The sequence below is a fragment of the Streptomyces sp. Je 1-4 4N24 genome (assembly GCF_026239515.1).
Taxonomy (GTDB): domain Bacteria; phylum Actinomycetota; class Actinomycetes; order Streptomycetales; family Streptomycetaceae; genus Streptomyces; species Streptomyces nigrescens.
On the sequence record NZ_CP110836.1, the window covers coordinates 5,486,549 to 5,506,013 of the forward strand.

15 protein-coding genes are annotated in these 19,465 nt (G+C 69.5%); 6 read left to right on the forward strand and 9 right to left on the reverse strand.

Annotated features, from left to right (window positions below):
• Positions 1–192: 192 nt before the first annotated feature.
• Genes SLV14N_RS24150 through SLV14N_RS24165 form a run of 4 tightly spaced genes read right to left on the reverse strand, consistent with a single transcriptional unit; the run spans position 193 to position 6,379 of the window.
• On the reverse strand, positions 193–582 hold the full coding sequence (locus tag SLV14N_RS24150; RefSeq protein ID WP_263271033.1) for a hypothetical protein: 390 nt from the start codon (positions 580–582) through the stop codon (positions 193–195).
• Positions 582–5,342: a putative T7SS-secreted protein gene (locus tag SLV14N_RS24155; protein ID WP_263271035.1), complete on the reverse strand. Its 4,761-nt coding sequence runs from the start codon at positions 5,340–5,342 to the stop codon at positions 582–584. The genes SLV14N_RS24150 and SLV14N_RS24155 overlap by 1 nt, the downstream gene beginning before the upstream one ends.
• Positions 5,339–5,962 carry a hypothetical protein gene (locus SLV14N_RS24160; RefSeq protein WP_208683534.1) on the reverse strand — a complete coding sequence of 208 codons (624 nt, stop codon included), beginning with the start codon at positions 5,960–5,962 and terminating at the stop codon, positions 5,339–5,341. The genes SLV14N_RS24155 and SLV14N_RS24160 overlap by 4 nt, the downstream gene beginning before the upstream one ends.
• A complete protein-coding gene (locus SLV14N_RS24165; RefSeq protein WP_263271036.1) occupies positions 5,963–6,379 on the reverse strand; it encodes an SseB family protein in 417 nt (138 codons plus the stop codon).
• A gap of 599 nt (positions 6,380–6,978) precedes the next feature.
• On the opposite strand from SLV14N_RS24165, the gene SLV14N_RS24170 reads away from it, so the two are divergent.
• Positions 6,979–7,701, forward strand: a complete 723-nt coding sequence (locus tag SLV14N_RS24170; protein WP_263271038.1) for a LuxR C-terminal-related transcriptional regulator — start codon at positions 6,979–6,981, stop codon at positions 7,699–7,701.
• Between the two features lie 323 nt (positions 7,702–8,024).
• On the opposite strand, the gene SLV14N_RS24175 is transcribed toward SLV14N_RS24170, so the two are convergent.
• Positions 8,025–8,333 carry a hypothetical protein gene (locus tag SLV14N_RS24175; RefSeq protein ID WP_263271039.1) on the reverse strand — a complete coding sequence of 103 codons (309 nt, stop codon included), beginning with the start codon at positions 8,331–8,333 and terminating at the stop codon, positions 8,025–8,027.
• A gap of 30 nt (positions 8,334–8,363) precedes the next feature.
• Positions 8,364–10,034: a sodium:solute symporter family protein gene (locus tag SLV14N_RS24180; protein ID WP_208683541.1), complete on the reverse strand. Its 1,671-nt coding sequence runs from the start codon at positions 10,032–10,034 to the stop codon at positions 8,364–8,366.
• A gap of 222 nt (positions 10,035–10,256) precedes the next feature.
• Between SLV14N_RS24180 and galT the strand changes: the two genes are divergently transcribed.
• The 4 genes from galT (at position 10,257) to SLV14N_RS24200 (ending at position 14,595) form a co-directional block, all read left to right on the forward strand.
• Complete coding sequence (galT, locus tag SLV14N_RS24185; protein WP_208683542.1) at positions 10,257–11,330, forward strand: galactose-1-phosphate uridylyltransferase; 1,074 nt, start codon at positions 10,257–10,259, stop codon at positions 11,328–11,330.
• The gene (galE, locus tag SLV14N_RS24190) at positions 11,327–12,310 is read left to right on the forward strand and encodes a UDP-glucose 4-epimerase GalE (protein WP_263271041.1); all 984 of its coding nucleotides are present in this window, start codon (positions 11,327–11,329) and stop codon (positions 12,308–12,310) included. Before galT ends, galE begins: the two co-directional genes overlap by 4 nt.
• Positions 12,310–13,554 (forward strand): galactokinase, encoded by a 1,245-nt coding sequence (galK, locus tag SLV14N_RS24195; protein WP_263271042.1) that lies wholly within the window; start codon positions 12,310–12,312, stop codon positions 13,552–13,554. The genes galE and galK overlap by 1 nt, the downstream gene beginning before the upstream one ends.
• 270 nt (positions 13,555–13,824) lie before the next feature.
• Positions 13,825–14,595: a response regulator transcription factor gene (locus tag SLV14N_RS24200; protein ID WP_109890274.1), complete on the forward strand. Its 771-nt coding sequence runs from the start codon at positions 13,825–13,827 to the stop codon at positions 14,593–14,595.
• 110 nt (positions 14,596–14,705) lie between these two features.
• Here the strand turns inward: SLV14N_RS24200 and SLV14N_RS24205 are convergent, their stop codons facing one another.
• From SLV14N_RS24205 to SLV14N_RS24215, 3 genes are all read right to left on the reverse strand, one after another.
• Positions 14,706–16,739, reverse strand: a complete 2,034-nt coding sequence (locus tag SLV14N_RS24205; protein WP_263271043.1) for a beta-galactosidase — start codon at positions 16,737–16,739, stop codon at positions 14,706–14,708.
• A 62-nt stretch (positions 16,740–16,801) separates the two neighbouring features.
• Positions 16,802–17,596, reverse strand: coding sequence for an SDR family NAD(P)-dependent oxidoreductase (locus tag SLV14N_RS24210; RefSeq protein WP_208683546.1), 795 nt, complete (start codon positions 17,594–17,596; stop codon positions 16,802–16,804).
• Positions 17,597–17,772: 176 nt separating this feature from the next.
• Complete coding sequence (locus tag SLV14N_RS24215; protein WP_018091071.1) at positions 17,773–18,270, reverse strand: MarR family winged helix-turn-helix transcriptional regulator; 498 nt, start codon at positions 18,268–18,270, stop codon at positions 17,773–17,775.
• A 165-nt stretch (positions 18,271–18,435) separates the two neighbouring features.
• Here SLV14N_RS24215 and SLV14N_RS24220 point away from each other — a divergent pair, with 165 nt between their 5' ends.
• A complete protein-coding gene (locus SLV14N_RS24220; protein WP_208683547.1) occupies positions 18,436–19,260 on the forward strand; it encodes a trans-aconitate 2-methyltransferase in 825 nt (274 codons plus the stop codon).
• Positions 19,261–19,465 lie beyond the last annotated feature (205 nt).

Here is a 19,465-nt window from a genome sequence, read left to right on the forward strand (position 1 = left end):
GCGGTGCCGAAGGCTCGGAGATACTATCCTGAATTGCCCGGATTCGCAGGTCGAGTCGCACTCCCTGATAGCTGCAGAATGGCCGATGAGGCGACACGTTTCTACCCATCCTTGATCGCATCGCGGATGCCCAGCCCTTGTCGGATCGGATGTGGAAGGTGAATAACGTGACGAAGTTTTCCGGATTTCACCTCAAAGATCGAGGGGGTATAGGTGAATGGCTGTGGTATGGATCTCGATGCCGGTACCAACGGATGGCTCTTCATCGCCTGAAGCGAGTTCGATCATCAGAATATCCTGGTCGACTCGAATGCAGGCGATCGCATCTTCCCCTAGGGATTCTAGTGTTCCTGCAATTGTGGTTACGGAATTCTGGTTTTCGGGGTCGCCTGCGATGAGTGGTGTTGTCGGGGTGCGGGAATTCCAAGATTGTGCAGGATTTGGAACGTCGATCTCGATATGGTGTGTTCCGAGGGTGGCTGGAGAGTCGCCTCGCCAAACGCCTCGCGCCTCCCCTGCCCGACATCGAAAATGCACTTCTGCAGATTCCTGGTCGATGATACGCAGGATTTCGATCTCCATTATTTAAGCCCCAAGGGAACTCGAACCATCGTGTTATCCACTATCCATTTGTTCATCGGTGAAATGAAGGCCCACTTCTCCATGTGGAAGTGGAATTTTGTATTCTTGCTGTTCATTTCGTGGGGCCCGATTCTGGTGCTGCGTTGCCCGTCCTCTGATACTAGACGGTGCGGGTCAGGAACTCCCGTTCGGGGATGGGTGTTCGTGTGCTCGCCTGGCCCCAAAAAGTCGTTGATGGCATCCCAGGCTTGGTTTGGCTTTAGTGGTTTTGGTGCCACGATCTCAGGTGTGGCCTCTACGGTCTCGTCGGGAAAGCTCGGCTTTCCCGAAGTGGCCGCTGTACAGGCATCGGGAGCGAGCCCAAGCGGGTCGGTCCAGGTGTGGGGATTGCGGACATAGGTGGCTGGATTGGGGGCCGGGTCCAGGCCGAAGGGGTCAGGGGTGAGGTAGCGCGCCGTAGCCGGGTCGTAGTGGCGTTGGACGTTGTAGTGGAATTGGGTTTCTGGGTCGAAGTGTTGGCCGGGGAACCGTAGGGGGGTGTAGGCGGTGGCGTTGGCGTTCCAGGTGGTGTCCCCCCATAGACCGGAGCTCGTGCGCCAGGCGAAGTTTCCGGTGGGATCAACCAGTTCCGTGGGAGTGCCCACCAGATCAGTGACGATGGCGAAGAAGCGTTGGTCAATAATTTCTTGTGCAGCACCGGATCGGTCCGGTGCTGCGGTTTTGCGTTCTGTTTGGGTCAGGGGAGCTAGGCCATCGTGATCCCAGGTGAGAGTGATCGTTTCACGGGCTGTAGATGTGTAGGTGGTTTGCTCAGTGAGGGTGGCCGCGTCCCAGGTGAAGGCGGTTTCCTCAGCAACTCTTTGTCCGTCGTCGGCGAGGCGTCGTTTGGCCATTCGGCGACCGAACGGGTCGTAGAGGTAACGCCAGATTGTGCTATCAGGGGTGATGACAGTGGTGAGGCGGTCTTCGGTGTTCCAGGCGTACCGCCAGGTGTCTGGTTTGCGGGAGAGGCGCGATTTTTGGCGGAGGGTCGCACGACCGAGTTCGTCGTGTTCGTAGCGGATGGTGCCGGCGCGGATGATGCGGGTGCCGGTGTAGGTGCGGTCGCCTCGGGCTGAAGGGTTTGCGTGGCGGTCGGGCCAGGTGGCGTGGGTTTGGTTGCCGGCTTCGTCGTAGGCGTAGGTCTCGGTCCAGCCGGTGGCGTGGACGGCAGTGACGCGACCGGCGCGGTCGAGGTCAAAGGTTCGGCGGCCGGTGTGGGAGTCGTCGATTGCAGTGAGGTTGCCGTCAGGGCGGTAGGTGTATCCGCGGTGGAGGAGCCGCTGTGCTCCGACAGTGGTGTGTGGTGCCGGGGCAGCCTCTGCGGGGGCCGGGAGAGCGCCGGTGGCTGCTGCGGTGAAGGACTGGGCGGTGAGGCGGCCCGTGGGGTCCCAGATGTGGGTGAGCTGGAGATGGCTGCCTATGGTCCGTGTGAGTTCCTGGCCGGCAGCGTCATGGTCGAAGGTGAGGACGTGGCCGGCGATGTCCATGGCGGTGCGGTTGCCGGCGGCGTCGTAGGTGTAGGTGGTGGTGTGACCGGTGGGGGTGGTGCGGGAGATGCGGCGGCCCAGGGCGTCGTAGGTGAACGTCATGGTGCGGCCGTTGACCGTTTCGGCGGTGACGCGGCCCAGGATGTCGCGGGTGTAGGTGACGGTGGCGTCCGGGTTGGCCGCTTGGTGCAGGTTGCCGCTGGCGTCGTGAACGTAGGTGGTGACGAGACCGGCGGCGTCCTTGTGTGTGATGCGGCCGATGGCGTCGCGGGTGTAGGTGGTGACTTCGCCAAGGGTGTTGGTACGGCTGGCGAGTTGGCCTGCGGGGTCGTGGGCGTATGCCAGGACGCGGTCGTCGAAGTCGACCTCGGATATCAGGCGGCCTGCGCCGTCATAGCTGTAGTTCCAGGTCAGGCCTTGAGGGTTCGTGACCTGGGTGAGGCGGAGTTCAGTGTCGTGGGTGAACTCGTGGCGGACGCCGTCGGGGTCGGTGCGGGCCGTGAGCAGGTCGAAGTGGGTGTACTCGAAGCGGGTGGTCTGGCCGATGGCGTCGGTGTGGGTGAGGCGGTTGCCCTCGCCGTCGTAGGTCCATTCCTCGGTGGCGCCGGAGGCGTCGATGCGGGCTGCCAGCTTGCCTTCGACGGTCCACACCATGTGAGTGGTTTCGCCGAGGGGGTCGGTGACGGAGGTGGTGCGGCCGAAAGCATCGCGGCGGTAGTGGGTCACCGCGCCGAGGGGATCGGTGACCGACACCGGCAGGCCGGCCTTGTCGCAATAGAGCCGGGTGGTGTTGCCCAAGGCGTCGGTGACGCCGGCGATATGGCCGCGCTCGTCGTGGATGTAGGTGGTGCTGGCCCCGGTGGGGTCAGTGGTGGAGGTCCGGTTGCCGTCGGCGTCGTAGGTGTGCGTCCAGGTGGTGCCGTCCGGACCGGTGGTGGTCAGGGGCAGGCCGAGGTCGTTGTAGGTGGTGGTGGAGCGGCTGCCGTCGGGGAGGACGACGCTCACCGGCCGGCCCTCATCGTCGTAGTCGATGTGGGTGGTGCGACCCAGGGGATCGGTGGACGACAGGACGCGGTGCTTGGCATCGCGGACCGTGCGGGTGGCGGCGCCGGTGGGGTCGGTGGTTGCGACGATCTGGTGGTGGTCGTTGACCTGGTAGGTGGTGACCTGGCCGAGGGAGTTGTGGTGGAGGTTGGTGCGCAGGCCGGTGGTGGGGTCGGGGTCGCCCCAGGAGAAGTGTCCTCGCAGGTGGCCTTCGATGCCGCCCTGTGAGGTGCAGCGGTCCTGGTCGTCGTAGAGGTAGAGGTAGCTGCTGTTGTTGGTGTCGGTCCAGGATGTGATCCGGCCGTGGTCGTCGTAGCCGAAGCGTAGGGGCAGGCCGGAGGAGTTGGTGGTGCTGGTGAGGTTGCCCAGCTCGTCGTAGCCGTAGGTGACCAGGAGCTGGTCGCTGCCGTCCGGGGCGGCGCCGGCGAGGTGGAGGGCGGTGATGCGCCCCTCGTCCGTGGTGAGCAGGAGGCGGTAGCCGGCGCTGTGGGTGATGGCGGTGGGGGTGCCGTCTTCGGTGTAGTCGAAGGTGTGGTGGTTGCCGCGGCGGTCGGATATCTCGTCGAGGACGGCGAGGTTTTCGGTGTAGGTGGTGAAGTAGCGGCGCACACCGGTGGCCGGGTCGGTGAGGAGGTAGTCGCCGTCCGGGGTGAGTTCGAGCGGGGCGCCGTCACCGTCGGTGGGCATGGTGGGGACGCCCACGGCAGGGTGAGGATAGAGGTGGAAATCACCCTCTTCGCCAATGAGGATGACGCCCTCGGCGTCGATCTCCAGGCGCTGGTCGACGGTGGACATCCAGGTCGGGCCGAACCAGCGGCCCTGGCGGTAGGACGACTCGAAGGTGCGGGTGAACGAGAGCGGGAGGCTGCCGGGGAGGGCGATGTCGGTCTGCGGCAGGATCATGCGGCCGGTGGCCATGTCGATGGGGTCGCTGCCGAAGGTCTTGCACCAGGCCCTGCGCAGCCGGTCCATGACGGTGCGCTTGCCGCCCTCCTTGGCTGCCGTCCGCGCTGCGCCCTTGGCCGCGTTCTTCGCCCCTGCCTTCGCCGCGCCCTTGGCCAGGCTGCCCGCGCCCTTGCCGCCGATCGCGTTGACGATCATCGCTGCGCCGGAGTCGAACGGGTCGCTGCCCCAGCCGGAGCCGAGCACGCCCTTGGCGGTGTCGATGGGGTGGAGGGGGGCTTGCGCCAGGCCCATGAGGGTGGTGGAGGTGTTCGAGAGGTACTGCCAGGGGTGGGTGACGTTGTAGGGGTCCAGTGGGTTGATCGTCCGGGCCAGCTTGAGGGTGTCGGCCCCGGCCTTGAGGGCACCGCCGGCCATGTGCGCGTTCGCCAAGACGAACGCCTCGCCGCCGTCCTTGAGGTTCGCGCCCGCCGAGTCGAGCCACGTGGGCTTCTCAGGAGCGTGGGACAGGGCGCCCTTGATGGCGTTACGGGCCCGTCCGGCAGCTTCGTTGCGCTGGGTGCGGGCGCTCTTGAGCATGTCCTGGGCCGCCTCACGGCCCTCGGCACCGGGGTCTTCGTACACGACCGGTTTCTGCGGCTGGGCGCCCGGGTCCTGGCCCCCGTCAACGGCGGCGTTGTACGAGTCAACCTGCGCGTTGTACGTGTCGACCTTGGTCTTGTAGGCCTCGACGCTCCGGCGGGTGGCCTCCAGCGCCTTGCGGTACTTGTCGATCGCGTCGCCGGCCTTGCCCTGTGCCCAGGACACCGTCTCCGCATAGGACTTCAGCGCCTTCGAGGCGTCGTCGCAGGCATCGGCGGCGTGCATCCACTGCTTGGGATGCATATCGAACTTCTCACGGAAGGCGTCCGCCGCTTTGCCGCTCCAGTGCTGGCCCGAGCCGAGCTTGCGCATCCCGTCGGCCACCCGGTCGAAGGCCGCTGAGAAGTCCTTGAGGTGGGACGCCGTCTCGTTGATCTTCTCCACGTCGCCGTGGATGAGCTCTTTGGGGTCTTCCGTCTCGCCCAGCTGGCGTTCGTCGACGTGGGCGCCCAGGGCACCGGCCGCGTCCGCGCCGGCGGAGCGGACGGCATGTCCGGCGTCGTCGAGACCGGCCGCCTCCAGGGCGTCACCGGTCAGGTCGGAGCCGTGCTCGATCAGCTCACCGGCACCGCGCTCGACCGCCCCCGTTATCTTGCTCGCGCCCTCGCCTACGGCGTTGACGGCATCCCCGACCCAGCTCACTTGCTGTTACCCCCCTGGCCCTGCGAACCCTTCGGCTCGTGAAACTCCGTTTTGACGTCGGCGGGGTCCTCGCCGCCGTGCATGATCCGGTCAGGAACGGAGGTCACGTCGTGGCTGAACTGCTGGGCGCCCTCTGCCACTTTTTGATGCGCGTCCATCGACGCCTTCGACGTCGGGTCGAAGTCCGCGTTCGCGACCTGGGAGAAGGGGTTGTCGGCGCCGATGTCGGCCCACGAGGTGTTGTGCAGCTCCTCTGCCGTCTTGGACGGGTCGCCCATCGCCGCGTTCACCGTCTGCTTCAGTGCGTCCGAGACGTACTGCTCCTGCTCGTAGTACATGCCGGCGGTAATTCCGAGCTTCTTGGAGAATTCGTTGGCGTCCTGCATCAACGTGCGCACGCCCCAGCCCCAGCGGTCGCAGAAGGAATCCATCACAGCGGCCAGGCCGTCATCGCCGCATTCCATGCTGTCCAGGGACAACCGGTCGAAACCGCGCCCCAGTTGGGCCTCCACATCAAAGCCCAGTTCTTTGAGTTCGGCCGTCGCGGCCTTGATGCCCTTGGTGAGCTGCTCAAAAGCCTCGGGTTCGAGCTGGTAACCGTTTCCGCCGACCAGGCCCATTTATTCCTCCCCCTTGTGCGGTACGTCCGAAATGCCGTCCGCTGATACATCGATGGCCGCGCTGGTCGGAACGATTCCGGCCATCGGCGGGAAGAGCGCACCCTGTTCACTGCCCGCATCCAACGCCACCCCCGTCGGGCCCTCGCAGGCAGGAATCAGCACGTCAAGGACCCGGGCGCCGGATGCGGTCACATACCGCCACTCCGTCCCGGGCTCGCTGCCGCGGGAGAGGGCGAAGCGGGTCAGGGTGTCTTCGTCGGTGAACGCGTACAGCCAGCGGATGCCGTCCAACTCCGTGGACATGAGTGTTTCGTTGATCGTTGGGATCAAGACATGTGTACGGCGGAATTCCCCCACCAAAGCGGCTGGATCTGGTCGCCCTGCATGAAGTGCCGCTACCTCGTAGGTCAATGACATAGCGGGCTCGACCCCTCCCCCGATGCTCCGTTCAACTGCCGAACTAACCTTCGCATACGGCACTGACAACGCCGTCGGCGACACTCGCGCCGAGAACCGGACGGCGGTTTCTTTTTAATTCAACGATGTTGGTGGAGTGCGGCGTTCGGATCGGTTCGGCGGTGCCGTCCATGGGAGCGTCCGGCGCGCGATCGGCTCTACCTGCTCGCCAAAACGGAACAGTGCGGTGTGTTGCCGTCGGCCCGTCACTGTTCAACTCTGCGGCGGAACGCTCTTGTTATGTCGGCGGCTTGACCGGTCGCCGGAGCAAGCAGCTCCGCAGAGTCGGAGCCGGAGCCGGAGCCGGAGCCAGTGTCACGCCCAACGACGGACCCTGAATGCGCACTTCCCATGGATACGGCGACGTCGCAGCCCCACGCCACCGCCCCCAAGGCTCCCATCCCCACACCAACCGGCCCCGAATGGCCGGGATTCCAGCATTCCGGGGGGCTTCTTCCCGGTAGGGGGCGCGCTATCGCAGCCGAGCGTGTAGCTTCCCGGGGACAAGCGGCCCGGCCGGGGGCCGCGCCGGGGCCCGCTGGAGCGGGGGAGGTTGCTCGATGGGCGTGCGGCTCATGGTGGTCGACGATCATCGTCTGCTCGCGGAGGCGCTCGCCTCGGCGCTGAAACTACGCGGGCACCGGGTGCTGGCGGCGGCCGCGCCGAGCGCGGGGGCCGCGGAGCTGGTGGTGAGCCGGGCGCCCGAGGTGTGTCTGCTGGGTACCGCCGCGCCCGCCCGGCCGGGGGCCTTCGACCCGGTCGTGCGGATCAAGAAGGAGCGGCCGCAGGTCGCGGTGGTGGTGCTGGGGCCGGTGCCCAGTCCGCGTGGGATTGCTGCCGCCTTTGCGGCCGGGGCCTCCGGGTACGTGCGTAACGACGAGCGGATCGAAGGTGTGGAGCGCGCCATGATGAAGGCGCGGGCGGGGGAGTCGGCGGTGTCGCCGCAGTTGTTGCAGCAGGCCTTCGAGGAGTTGCTGCACCCCGCGGCGCAGCCGGACGACGAGGGGGCGCGGCTGCTGGAGCTCCTCACCCCGCGGGAGGTCGAGGTGCTGATGCGGGTCGCGGACGGTGAGGACACCCGGTTGATCGCGGCGGGGATGGACATCGCGCCGAGTACGGCGCGTACGCATGTGCAGCGGGTGCTGATGAAGCTGGAGGTGGGCTCCCGGCTGGAGGCCGCCGCGCTGGCGGCGCGTACGGGGCTGCTGGACCGGGCGGGCGGCCGTGGCGCGCGCGGCGCGGTGGGGGCGGGCCCCGACGAGCCGGTGCCGCCGCCTCGGTAGTCGCGCCGCGCACTGCGCCGTGGCGGGATCGGGCGAGCCGGCGCCGCCCCCGCGTTAGCCGCGCCCAGCCCTGCGCGGCGGCAGGCCCCGACGAGCCGGTCCCGCCCCCGCGTTAGCCGCGCCCAGCCCTGCGCGGCGGCAGGCCCCGACGAGCCGGTCCCGCCCCCGCGTTAGCCGCGCCCAGCCCTGCGCGGCGGCAGGCCCCGACGAGCCGGTCCCGCCCCCGCGTTAGCCGCGCCCAGCCCTGCGCGGCGGCAGGCCCCGACAAGCCGCCCCCGCCCCCGCCCCCGCCACACCCCGCTCAGCCCATCACGCCCCCGCCCTCACCCCTCCCCAGCCCCGCCCCCACCCTCCTCCGCCAGCTCCCCAGCCGTAGGCGGAACCGCCGGCCGTAGCTTCATCCAGATCAGGAAGAACAGGCCGAGGGCGAGCATGCCCAGGCCCGTCCACAGGTTGATGTTGATGTTCTGGGCCTTCTTGAGGTCCGCGTCGGTCGCCATCACGCCGGCGATGGTGACGATCACGCCGTAGACGACGAACAGGCCGCCGATGATGCGCCGTACGTCGAAGAGCCGCGCGGCGGTCGCCGATTCGCGCTCCAGCTCCGCGACCTCGTGCTGGTAGTCACTCATGGTGCGTCAACTCCGCTGGTTCAGGCAGGGTCAGAAGGAGAACGGTATGTAGCAGATGGCGGCGAGGACGATCGCGCCCCAGCCCAGCAGGGCCGGCTTGCGGTACCAGGCGTCGTCGCCCTCGGCGGGCAGCTCCGTCATACCGGGTGACCTCGTGCCGTAGACCAGGCCGGCGAGCGATTCGACGGACTTGGGCTTGGTGACCATCGTGACGACGAACATCACGAGCGCGCCGACGACGAAGGCGACGATGGAGGAGACGAAGTTCGCGCCCTGGTCGGAGGGGATCGCGATGATGCCCTGCTTGTAGAGCCAGAAGTAGTTGACCATCGCGGCAACGGTGCCGGAGAGCAGCCCCCAGAAGCCGGCCGCGGCGCTGGTCCGCTTCCAGAACATGCCGATGATGAAGACGACGAACAGTGGGACGTTGAAGAAGGAGAACAGCGTCTGGAGGTAGTTCATGATGTTGCTGAAGCTGGCGGCGATGAACGCCGTGCCCATGCCGGTCAGTACGCCGACCGCGGTGACCACCCGGCCCGTCTTCAGGTAGTAGGCGTCCTCCCGGCCCTTCTTGAGGTACGCCGCCCATATGTCGTTGGTGAAGACGGTGTTGAAGGACGAGACGTTGGCGGCCATGCCGGCCATGAAGGCGGCGAGCAGGCCGGTGACGGCGATGCCCAGTACGCCGTTGGGCAGCAGGTCCCGCATCAGTACCGGGATCGCGTCGTTGTACTGCAGGCCGTCCTTGGACTTGCCCAGCGTCGGCTCCATGACCAGCGCGATCAGACCGGGGACGACCACCACCAGTGGGATGAAGATCTTGGGGAAGGCGGCGATCAGCGGGGTCCGCTTGGCGGCGGAGAGGTTCTTCGCGGACAGGGCGCGCTGCACCTCGGCGAAGTTGGTGGTCCAGTAGCCGAAGCTCATCACGAAGCCGAGGCCGAGGACGATGGTGAGCCAGTTCGCGCCGAGCGGGTTGCCCTCGCCGATGCCGGTGCCCTTCCAGGCGGTCAGGAACGCATCACCGTGCGAGGACGTCAGGGAGTCGGTCAGGCCGTCCCAGCCCCCGACGCGTTTGAGGCCGACGACGGTCAGTGGGATCAGCGCGGCCAGGATGACGAAGAACTGCAGCACCTCGTTGTAGATCGCCGAGGACAGACCGCCGATGGTGATGTACGCGAGGACGAAGAAGCCCGCGACGACGATCGCGACCCACTGCGGCCAGCCGAGCAGCGCCTGCAGCACGATCGCCATCGCGTACAGGTTCACGCCCGCGATCAGTACGGATGAGACGGCGAAGATGACCGAGCTGAGCAGGTGCGAGGAGGGGCCGAAGCGGTGCAGCAGGAATTCCGGCACCGAGCGGACCTTGGAGCCGTAGTAGAACGGCATCATCACCAGGCCGAGGAAGACCATCGCCGGGATGGCGCCGATCCAGTACCAGTGGACGGTGTAGGCCCCGTACTGCGCGCCATTGGCGGCCATACCGAGGATCTCGGTGGCGCCGAGGTTGGCGGCGACGAACGCGAGGCCGGTGACCCAGGCAGGCAGTGACCGCCCGGAGAGGAAGAAGTCCAGGCTCGTCTTCACGCTGCGCTTGGCCGCGAATCCGATGCCGAGGACGACGACGAAGTAGAGGGCCAGGATCGTGTAATCCAGCCCGTTGGTAGGGAGCCGTAGCCCCTCGGCCAGGGTGATCATGGTGGGAACTCGCTTCTTTGCGCGACCAGAACGCACAGAAAGCTACGCCCGCACCCTCAGAAACTGAATACTTTTGTTTGGTTGAGTTGTTGATCTGTGATCGGGCCTGTCGATATGTCGTAAATGCCCCTGCGGGATCCCGTGCTGCGCCCAGCGTTGACGCCGCTGTTTAGTTGTGCTTCATTGTGTTTGTTTGTGTTTGGTAGGCGTGTGAGGAGCTCCGTGAAGAAGACGACGACCCGGCTGGCGGACGGCCGGGAGCTCATCTACTACGACCTGCGGGACGACGCCGTACGCGACGAGGCCGACCACCGCCCCCTCGACCCCGTCGCCACCGCCTCCGAGATCCGCCACGACCGGCTCCTGGGCGACTCGGTCGCCATCGCCTCACACCGCCAGGCCCGCACCTACCACCCCCCGGCCGACGAATGCCCGCTGTGCCCCTCCCGTGACGGCCGGCTCTCCGAGATCCCCGCCCCCGACTACGACGTCGCCGTCTTCGAGAACCGCTTCCCCTCCCTCGCCGGCGACAGCGGCCGCTGCGAGGTCGTCTGCTTCACCCCCGACCACGACGCCTCCTTCGCCGACCTCACCGAGGAGCAGGCCGCCCTGGTCCTGGAGGCCTGGACCGACCGCACCGCGGAACTGTCCCAACTCCCGGGTGTGGAGCAGGTCTTCTGCTTCGAGAACCGCGGCGCGGAGATCGGCGTCACCCTCGGCCACCCGCACGGCCAGATCTACGCGTACCCCTTCCTCACCCCGCGCACCGAGCGGATGCTCACCTCGCTCGCCGCACACCGCGAGGCCACCGGCGGCAACCTCTTCGACGACACGGTCGCCGACGAGCTGGCCGACGGCCGCCGGATCGTCCTGGAGGGCGAGCACTGGGTGGTCTTCGTCCCGTACGCCGCCCACTGGCCCTACGAGGTGCACCTCTACCCCAAGCGCCGGGTCCCCGACCTGCTCGCCCTCGACGAGGCCGCGCGCACAGAATTCCCACAGATCTATCTGGAAGTCTTGCGGCGCTTCGACCGGATCTTCGAGGAGTCGGGCGGCGGGAGCGGGGAGCGTGCGGCGAACACCGCCCGCACGCCGTACATCGCCGCCTGGCACCAGGCGCCGCTGCGCGCCGGGAACCGCGGAGAATTCGCACTCCACCTTGAGCTTTTCACCATCCGCCGAACTTCCGGCAAGCTGAAGTTTCTCGCGGGTTCCGAATCCGGCATGAACGTGTTCATCAATGATGTGCCGCCGGAGGCCGCGGCCGAGCGACTGCGAGAGGTAGCGAGCGAGTGAGCAAGAAATACCTGGTCACCGGTGGTGCGGGATACGTCGGCAGCGTCGTTGCGGCCCATCTGCTGCAGGCCGGCCACGAGGTCACCGTGCTGGACGACCTGTCCACCGGCCACCGCGAGGGCATCCCCGCCGGAGCCCACTTCATCGAGGGCCGCATCCAGGACGCGGCGAAGTGGCTCGACCCCTCCTACGACGCGGTGCTGCACTTCGCCGCCTTCTCCCAGGTCGGCGAGTCCGTCGTGAACCCCGAGAAGTACTGGCGCAACAACGTCGGCGGCACCATGGACCTGCTCGCCGCGATGCGCGACGCCGGTGTCCGCACCCTCGTCTTCTCCTCCACCGCCGCCACCTATGGCGAGCCGGCGTCCACCCCGATCACCGAGTCCGCCGAGACCGCGCCCACCAGCCCGTACGGCGCCAGCAAGCTCGCCGTCGACCACATGATCAGCGGCGAGGCCGCCGCCCACGGCCTGGCCGCCGTCTCACTGCGCTACTTCAACGTCGCCGGCGCCTACGGCAGCTGCGGCGAGCGCCACGACCCCGAGTCGCACCTGATCCCGCTCGTCCTCCAGGTCGCCCAGGGCAAGCGCGCGGCGATCTCCGTCTACGGCGAGGACTACCCCACCCCCGACGGCACCTGTGTCCGCGACTACATCCACGTCGCCGACCTCGCCGAGGCCCACCTCCTCGCCCTCGATGCGGCCACCGCCGGTGAGCACCTGATCTGCAACCTCGGAAACGGCAACGGCTTCTCCGTCCGCGAGGTCATCGAGACCGTCCGCAAGGTCACCGGGCACCCCGTCCCGGAGGTGGCCGCCCCGCGCCGCGGCGGCGACCCCGCCGTGCTGGTGGCCTCCGCGCAGACCGCTATCGACCGCCTCGGCTGGCGCCCGAGCCGCGCCGACCTCGCCGGCATCGTCGCCGACGCCTGGGAGTTCGCGCAGCGTCTCGACCGAACAAACCGGACAAAGGAGTCCTGATGGTCGCACACGGAACCGCCACCCCGGCCACCGGACGCGAGCACGGCGCCCAGCACACCGCCGGGCAGTTCGCCGCGGTGTACGGCGCCGCCCCCACGGGCATCTGGGCGGCGCCCGGCCGGGTCAACCTGATCGGTGAACACACCGATTACAACGACGGTTTCGTGATGCCGCTCGCCCTGCCGCACACCACCCTCGCCGCCGCCTCGGCCCGCACCGACGGGGTGCTGCGCCTGCACTCCGGCGGCGCCGACGGCGGCATCGTCGCACTGCGCCTCGACGAGCTGCGGCCATGGCCCGAGACGGCCTCCGGGGCGCTGGAGACGAGCCGGGGCGGCGCACAGCGCAGCGGCGGATGGGCCGCCTACCCGGCCGGCGTCGTCTGGGCGATGCAGGAGGCAGGACTGCCCGTCGGCGGCGCGGATCTGCACTTCGAGAGCACGGTGCCCACCGGCGCGGGACTCTCCTCCTCCGCCGCCCTGGAGGTCGTCACCGCGCTCGCCCTCAACGACCTGTACGCGCTCGGCCAGGAGCCGCAGCGGCTGGCGCAGCTCGCCCAGCGGGCCGAGAACGCCTTCGTCGGGGTGCCCTGCGGGATCATGGACCAGACCGCCGCGGCCTGCTGCACCGAGGGCCACGCCCTGTTCCTGGACACCCGCGACCTCGCCCGGCGCCAGGTCCCGTTCGACCTGGCGGGGGAGGGGCTGCGGCTCCTCGTGGTCGACACCCGGGTGAAGCACGAGCTGGGGGACGGCGCATACGCGGAGCGGCGCGCCGGCTGTGAGCGTGGCGCGCGGGCGCTCGGGGTGCGTGCCCTGCGCGACGTGCCCTACGCGCAACTGCCCGAGGCGCTGTCCGGACTGGCCGGCGATCCCGTCGTCCAGGCCCTCGTCCGGCACATCGTCACCGAGAACCACCGCGTCGAAAAGGTCATCGCCTGCCTCGACGCCGACCGCACCCGCGCCATCGGCCCGCTGCTGACGGCCGGCCACGCCTCGCTCCGCGACGACTTCAAGATCTCCTGCCGTGAGCTCGATCTCGCCGTCGACTCCGCGCTGGCGGCGGGCGCCCTCGGGGCCCGGATGACCGGCGGTGGCTTCGGCGGCTCGGCGATCGTGCTCGTCGAGGAGGCGGACGCCCCGGCCGCCGGCGCGGCGGTCACCGAGGCGTTCGCGGCGGCCGGCCATACCGCCCCGAGGATCTTCGAGGCGGTCGCGAGCGCGGGGGCGCACCGCGTCGAGTAGGGCGCGCCGGACGGCGTGAAGCCACCGGACAGGCACCGAACGGCCCGGCGGGGGAAGCAGTTTCGCCAATCACCTTCCCTCGCCGCACCCCGTCCGTACGCTGGGAACCTGCACCGGTGGGGGCCGGTGCCGATCAGGGGGCGAGACCGTTCGGGTACGGCGCCCGGGGTGGGGTAGCAATGTCGGCACGGCGGTGGCCGTGCGGCTGAGGCGATCTTCAACTCGGGCGCCGTGCCCGCTATGGTCCGTTCACCGAGACAGGGGGTCTCTGTGCAACGCATCCGGGTTCTGGTGGTCGACGACCACCGCATCTTCGCCGAATCCCTGGCGGCCGCGCTCGCCGCGGAACAGGACGTGGACGTCGCGGCCGCGGGCAGCGCCCCCGCTGCCCTGCGCAATCTGGACCGGGCGGCCACCGACGGCCACCGCTTCGACGTGCTGCTTGCCGACGCCGACCTCGCCGCGCCGCTGCTCGCGGTGCCCGCACAGGGAGCGGCCCGCGACACCGTGCCGCGCGCCGTGCCGCGGGACGGGATCGCGCTGGTCTCCGGCCTGCGCACCAGCCATCCGTATCTGCGCACCGTCGTCCTCGCCGACCGCGACGACCCGCGCCGCGCGGCCGCCGCCCTGCAGGCCGGTGCCTCCGGCTGGGTCGCCAAGGACTGCTCGCTCTCCCGGCTGCTCGCCGTGATCCGCGGTGTGCTCCGTGACGAGACGCATCTGCCGCCCGCGCTGCTGACCGGTGTGCTGCGGGAGCTGACGGCCGCCCGCAAGCACCGTTCGGAGAGTGAGCGGCTGGTGGAGTCGCTGACCCCGCGCGAGCGTGAGGTGCTGCGCTGCATGGTGGCGGGCCTGGGCCGCAAGGCGGTCGCCGAGCGGCTGTTCCTCTCCCCGCACACGGTCCGTACCCATATGCAGAACGTGCTCGGCAAGCTCGGGGTGCACTCCACCCTCGCGGCGGTGGCGCTGGCCCGCCGGGCCGGGGTCGGCCCGGTCGAGCTGGAGGCGGCGGCCGCGGCGGCCTCGGTGCCGGTGCCGTGAGCGGGCCGGGGCCCGTGGGACGGCCGGGTCCCGTGGGACGGCCGGGGCCCTGAGCCCGCCGCGGGCTCCTGGCGCCGGTCCGACGGATCGGGTCAGGCCCCCGGCACGCCCTACGGCTCCGTCAGCACCGCCACGCCCCGTGCCCCCAGCGTGATCCGGTCGACGGCCCCGGCCCCGGCCGTCCCGCGCGCCGCGAGCGCATCCCGCAGCGGCGCCGGCAGCCCGACCTCGGCGGTCTCCGTCCCATGGTTGAGGAGGAAGAGAAAGCGGCCGCCGGCGCCCTCGCGGACGGTGGCCTGGACGCCCGCGGGCAGCCCCGGCAGTACGGGCTCCACACCGGCCGCCGCGCGGACCTCGTCCAGCAGCGCCCGCATCAGCGCCGGTTCGAGCCGGGTGGCGACGTACCAGACCGTGCCCCGCCCGTAGGAGTGCCGGGTCACCGCGGGCCGGCCGGCGAGCTCCCCGTCCGTGAAGTGGGCGAGCGCCTCGGCCCCTTCGAGGTCGAGGGCCTCCGACCACAGGTCCGCTTGCCCCACGTAATCTCCCCCAAGCTCTCGACTTCGCTCGAGCAGGGTGGTACCCCCATCGACCGCCACCGACCGGCCCGCGTCCAGCGGCCAGAACTCCGCCACCCGCAGCCCCAGCAGCGCCCGCAGCGGCGCCGGGTAGCCGCCGGGGTGCACCCGGTCGTGTGCGTCGACGATCCCGGAGAAGAACGACACCAGCAGCTGTCCGCCGTCGCGTACATAGGCGGCCAGCCGCTCGGCATCCTGCGTGCTGAGCAGATACAGGTTGGGCGCCACGACCAGCCGGTAGCCGGACAGGTCGCGCTGCGGCGGCAGCACATCGCAGACCACGCCCGCCTCGAACAGCGGCCGGTAGTGGTCCAGTGCGATACGGGAGTGGTCCAGCGCGGTCGACGGCTTGGAGTCCAGCTCCAGCGCCCACCAGCTGTGCCAGTCCGCCAGCAGCGCCACCCCGGCCCGCGACCGGGTCCCCTCGATTCCCGGCAGCGAAGCCAACTCCCGCCCCAGCTCCGTCACTTCACGGAAGATGCGGGTGTCGGTCCCGCCGTGCGGCAGCATCGCCGAGTGGAACTTCTCCGCGCCGCCCAGCGACTGCCGCCACTGGAAGAACAGCACCGCGTCCGCGCCCTGGGCGACGGCCTGCCAGCTCCACAGCCGCATGGCACCGGGCGGCTTGGGGCCGTTGCGGGGCCGCCAGTTGACCGCGCCCGGCGCCTGTTCCAGCAGCATCCAGGGCTGCCCGGAGCGCGCCGAGCGCATCAGATCGAAGACATATCCGGCCCGGATGTGATCGTCGGGCACATGGGGATCCTGGTAGAAGTCCAGCGCCATCGCGTCCATATGGGAAGACCAGGCGAAGGCATCGACCGGCTTGTGCTGCGGCATCAGATTGGTGGTGGCCGGAATGTCTGGGGTGACACGTTCCAGCACCGCCTTTTCGGCCAGATAGCAGGCGCGCAGCGCCTCGTCACCGAAGCGCAGATAGTCCAGCTGCTGTGCGGGGTTGGGGAAGGTGGGCGCGGTGCGGGGCGGCAGCACCTCGTCGAAGTCGCCGTACGCCTGCGACCAGAAGGCCGTCGACCAGGCGGCGTTGAGCGCGTCGACGCTCCCGTAGCGCTCACGCAGCCAGCGCCGGAAGTCGTCGGCCGACACCTCGCAGTAGCAGTGGCGGGTGTGGCAGCCGTATTCGTTGCCGATGTGCCACATGGCGAGCGCGGGGTGGCCGGCGTAGCGGGTGGCGAGCTGTTCGACGAGGCGTACGGCGTGGGCGCGGTAGACGGGGCTGGAGGGGCAGTAGTGCTGCCGGGCGCCGGGCCAGCGCCGCCGGCCGTCGGCGTCCTCGGGCAGGATCTCGGGGTGCGCGCGGGAGAGCCACGGTGGTGGTGACGCGGTCATGGTCGCCAGACAGACGGCGATACCGGCACCCGCCAGCCCGTCCATGACCCGGTCGAACCAGCCGAAGTCCCAGGTCCCGGGCCGGGGTTCGACCTTGGCCCAGGAGAAGATCCCGGCGGTGACCATGGTGACATGGGCCGCCTTCATCAGCTTCAGATCCTCGGCCCACACCTCCTCGGGCCACTGCTCGGGGTTGTAGTCGCCGCCGAAATGGATGCCCATGGATCCCCCTACGGATCGAGGCCCGGGCGGGGCGCCGCGGCCCCGCCGTCAGCAGAACCGGCTCACGAGGAGTTCTTGTACACGCTCCAGCCGCCGTCGACGACGAGGCTCGCCCCGGTGACGAAGGACGCCTCGGGGGAGAGCAGAAAGGCGATGGCCGCGGCGATCTCCTCGGGCCGCCCCAGCCGCCGCGCCGCCGTCTCCGCGGCGCTGGCCAGCCGCTCCTCCTCACCGATCCCGTCCCAGGCCGCCGTCAGCACCGGGCCCGGCAGCACGCTGTTGACCCGCACCTCCGGCCCGTACTCGACGGCCAGTTGACGGCCCAGACCGGTCAGTCCGGCCTTCGCGGCGGCGTAGGCCGGCCGCCCCGGCAGCCCGACCAGGGCATGCACGGACGAGGTCAGCACCACCGCCCCGCCGCGCGCCCGCAGATCCGCCAGGGCGGCGCGTACGCCCAGGAACGAACCGGTGAGATTGACCGCGAGCTGCCGGTCCCAGTCCGCCAGCGGGGTGTGTTCGGCGGTCGCCACAGACGGCACAAAGGCGTTGCTGACCAGCCCGTCCACCGGGCCGTAGCGCTGCCGCGCCGCCTCGACGGCCCGCCGCCAGTCGTCCTCGCCCGCCACATCGCAGTGCTCGTACGAGGCCCGCCCGCCGGCCGCCCGGATGCGCCGCGCGGTGTGTTCGCCGCGCGCGTCGTCGATGTCCAGCAGCAGTACCCCGGCGCCCTCGGCCGCCAGCCGGTCGGCGGTGGCCGCCCCGATCCCGGCGGCGGCCCCGGTCACCAGGACCGTACGGCCCTCGAACCGCCTGCCGTACGGGCCGTTCGCCGGATGCGGTGCGCGCTGCTGGCTCATGGCGCGATCCAAGCCCACGGGGCGAGCGGCGGGCAAGGGGACAGGGGCGGCGAGGGGCGCACGCGAATTCAGGGGGCGCGCGCCATCTTCTTACGCGCCGTCAAATGCGGTGGGCCAAACGGTCGTACGCCGGTGCAGAACTGTCTTCGCGACGCGCCTGGGCTTCCCCTGGATGGCTATCCGGGAGTGTTGTCGAACGGCCCGGTCAACTGCCGCAGCAGTCCGGCCAGTTCACTGCGCTGCTGGCGGGACAGCTCGGCGAGGATGGCGCGCTCCTGGTAGAGCAGTCCGGCCAGCGACCGGTCGGCCTTGTCGCGGCCCTCCGCGGTCAGTCTGACCAGCACTCCGCGCCGGTCGCTGGGGTCGGGCAGCCGCTCGACGAGGTTCTTCTTGGCCAGCCGGTCGATGCGGTTGGTCATCGTCCCCGAGGTGACCAGCGTCTGCGTCAGCAGCGCTCCGGGGGAGAGCTGGTACGGCGCCCCGGCGCGCCGCAGCGCGGTGAGTACGTCGAACTCCCACGGCTCCAGGCCCACCTCGGAAAAGGCGATACGGCGGGCCCGGTCAAGGTGTCTGGCCAGCCTGGAGACGCGGCTGAGGACCTCAAGCGGCTCCACGTCGAGGTCCGGGCGCTCGCGGCGCCATGCTGCGACCAGTCGGTCGACCTCGTCCTCCATGACGATCAGTGTAGAGGGTCTGTCGACATGAAGTCTCTTGACGTCGAGATATATTTCGCTGGACTATGGGGCATCGTCGGCGGGGGCTCGGTTTCCGGCCGAGACGGCCCGAACCAGACCGTGCCAGCCTTGTGTCAGCCCTGCATCGGCAAAGGGGTTTCGAACATGCACGACGCACCAACCTGGGATCCGCAGCAATATCTCCGCCACTCCGGGCACCGTACCCGTCCGTTCCACGACCTGCTCAACCGGATACCCGACCTGCCCCGGCAGGACCGCACCGCCCGCATCGCCGACCTCGGCTGCGGCCCCGGCAACGTCACCGCCCAGCTCACCACCCGCTGGCCCGACGCGCACATCACCGGATTCGACAACTCCCCGGACATGCTCAAGGAGGCCGAGACCCACGCCGGCCCCACCCCGGGCGGCGGCCACCTCGACTTCGCCCCCGCCGACGCCGCCGACTGGACGCCCGAGGAGACCTACGACCTGATCGTCTCCAACGCGGCCCTGCAGTGGGTCCCCAACCACCCGGAGTCCTTCGCCCGCTGGATCGAGGCCCTCGCCCCCGGCGGCACCTTCGCCTTCCAGGTCCCCGGCAACTTCACCTCACCCAGCCACGCCCTCCTCGGCGAACTGTGCGACGCCCCCCAGTGGCGCGAGCGGCTCAACACCCACGGCCGCCGCTTCATCCACATCCTCGAACCGGCCGCATACCTGGAGCGCCTCACCGACCTCGGCTGCGCCGCCGATGTGTGGGAAACCACCTACGTCCAGCTCCTGGAAGGCGACGACCCGGTCCTCGACTGGGTCAAGGGCACCGCCCTGCGCCCCGTCCTCACCGCCCTGGAGAACGACCCGGCCGCCCGCGAAGCCTTCCTCGCCGAATACCGCGACGCCCTCCGCAAGGCCTACCCCACGGGCCGCCACGGCACGGTCTTCCCCTTCCGCCGCATCTTCGCCGTCGCCCAGAAGCCGACGACACGCTGAAGCGCCCCGCCCACCGCCGGCCGCCACCCCCGCAGCCGCGCCCCGACTCTCCCCCTCCGAGGTGACCCGCGCCGTGATCACCGGCCTCGACCACATCCAGCTCGCCGTTCGTGGCGACTGCCGGTCCGAGGCCGGCACGGGCCGGCTCCAGCCGGGCGTCGAGTCGAGGGGACTTCCGGCCTTCGGCGACGGCTCATCCCGGCAT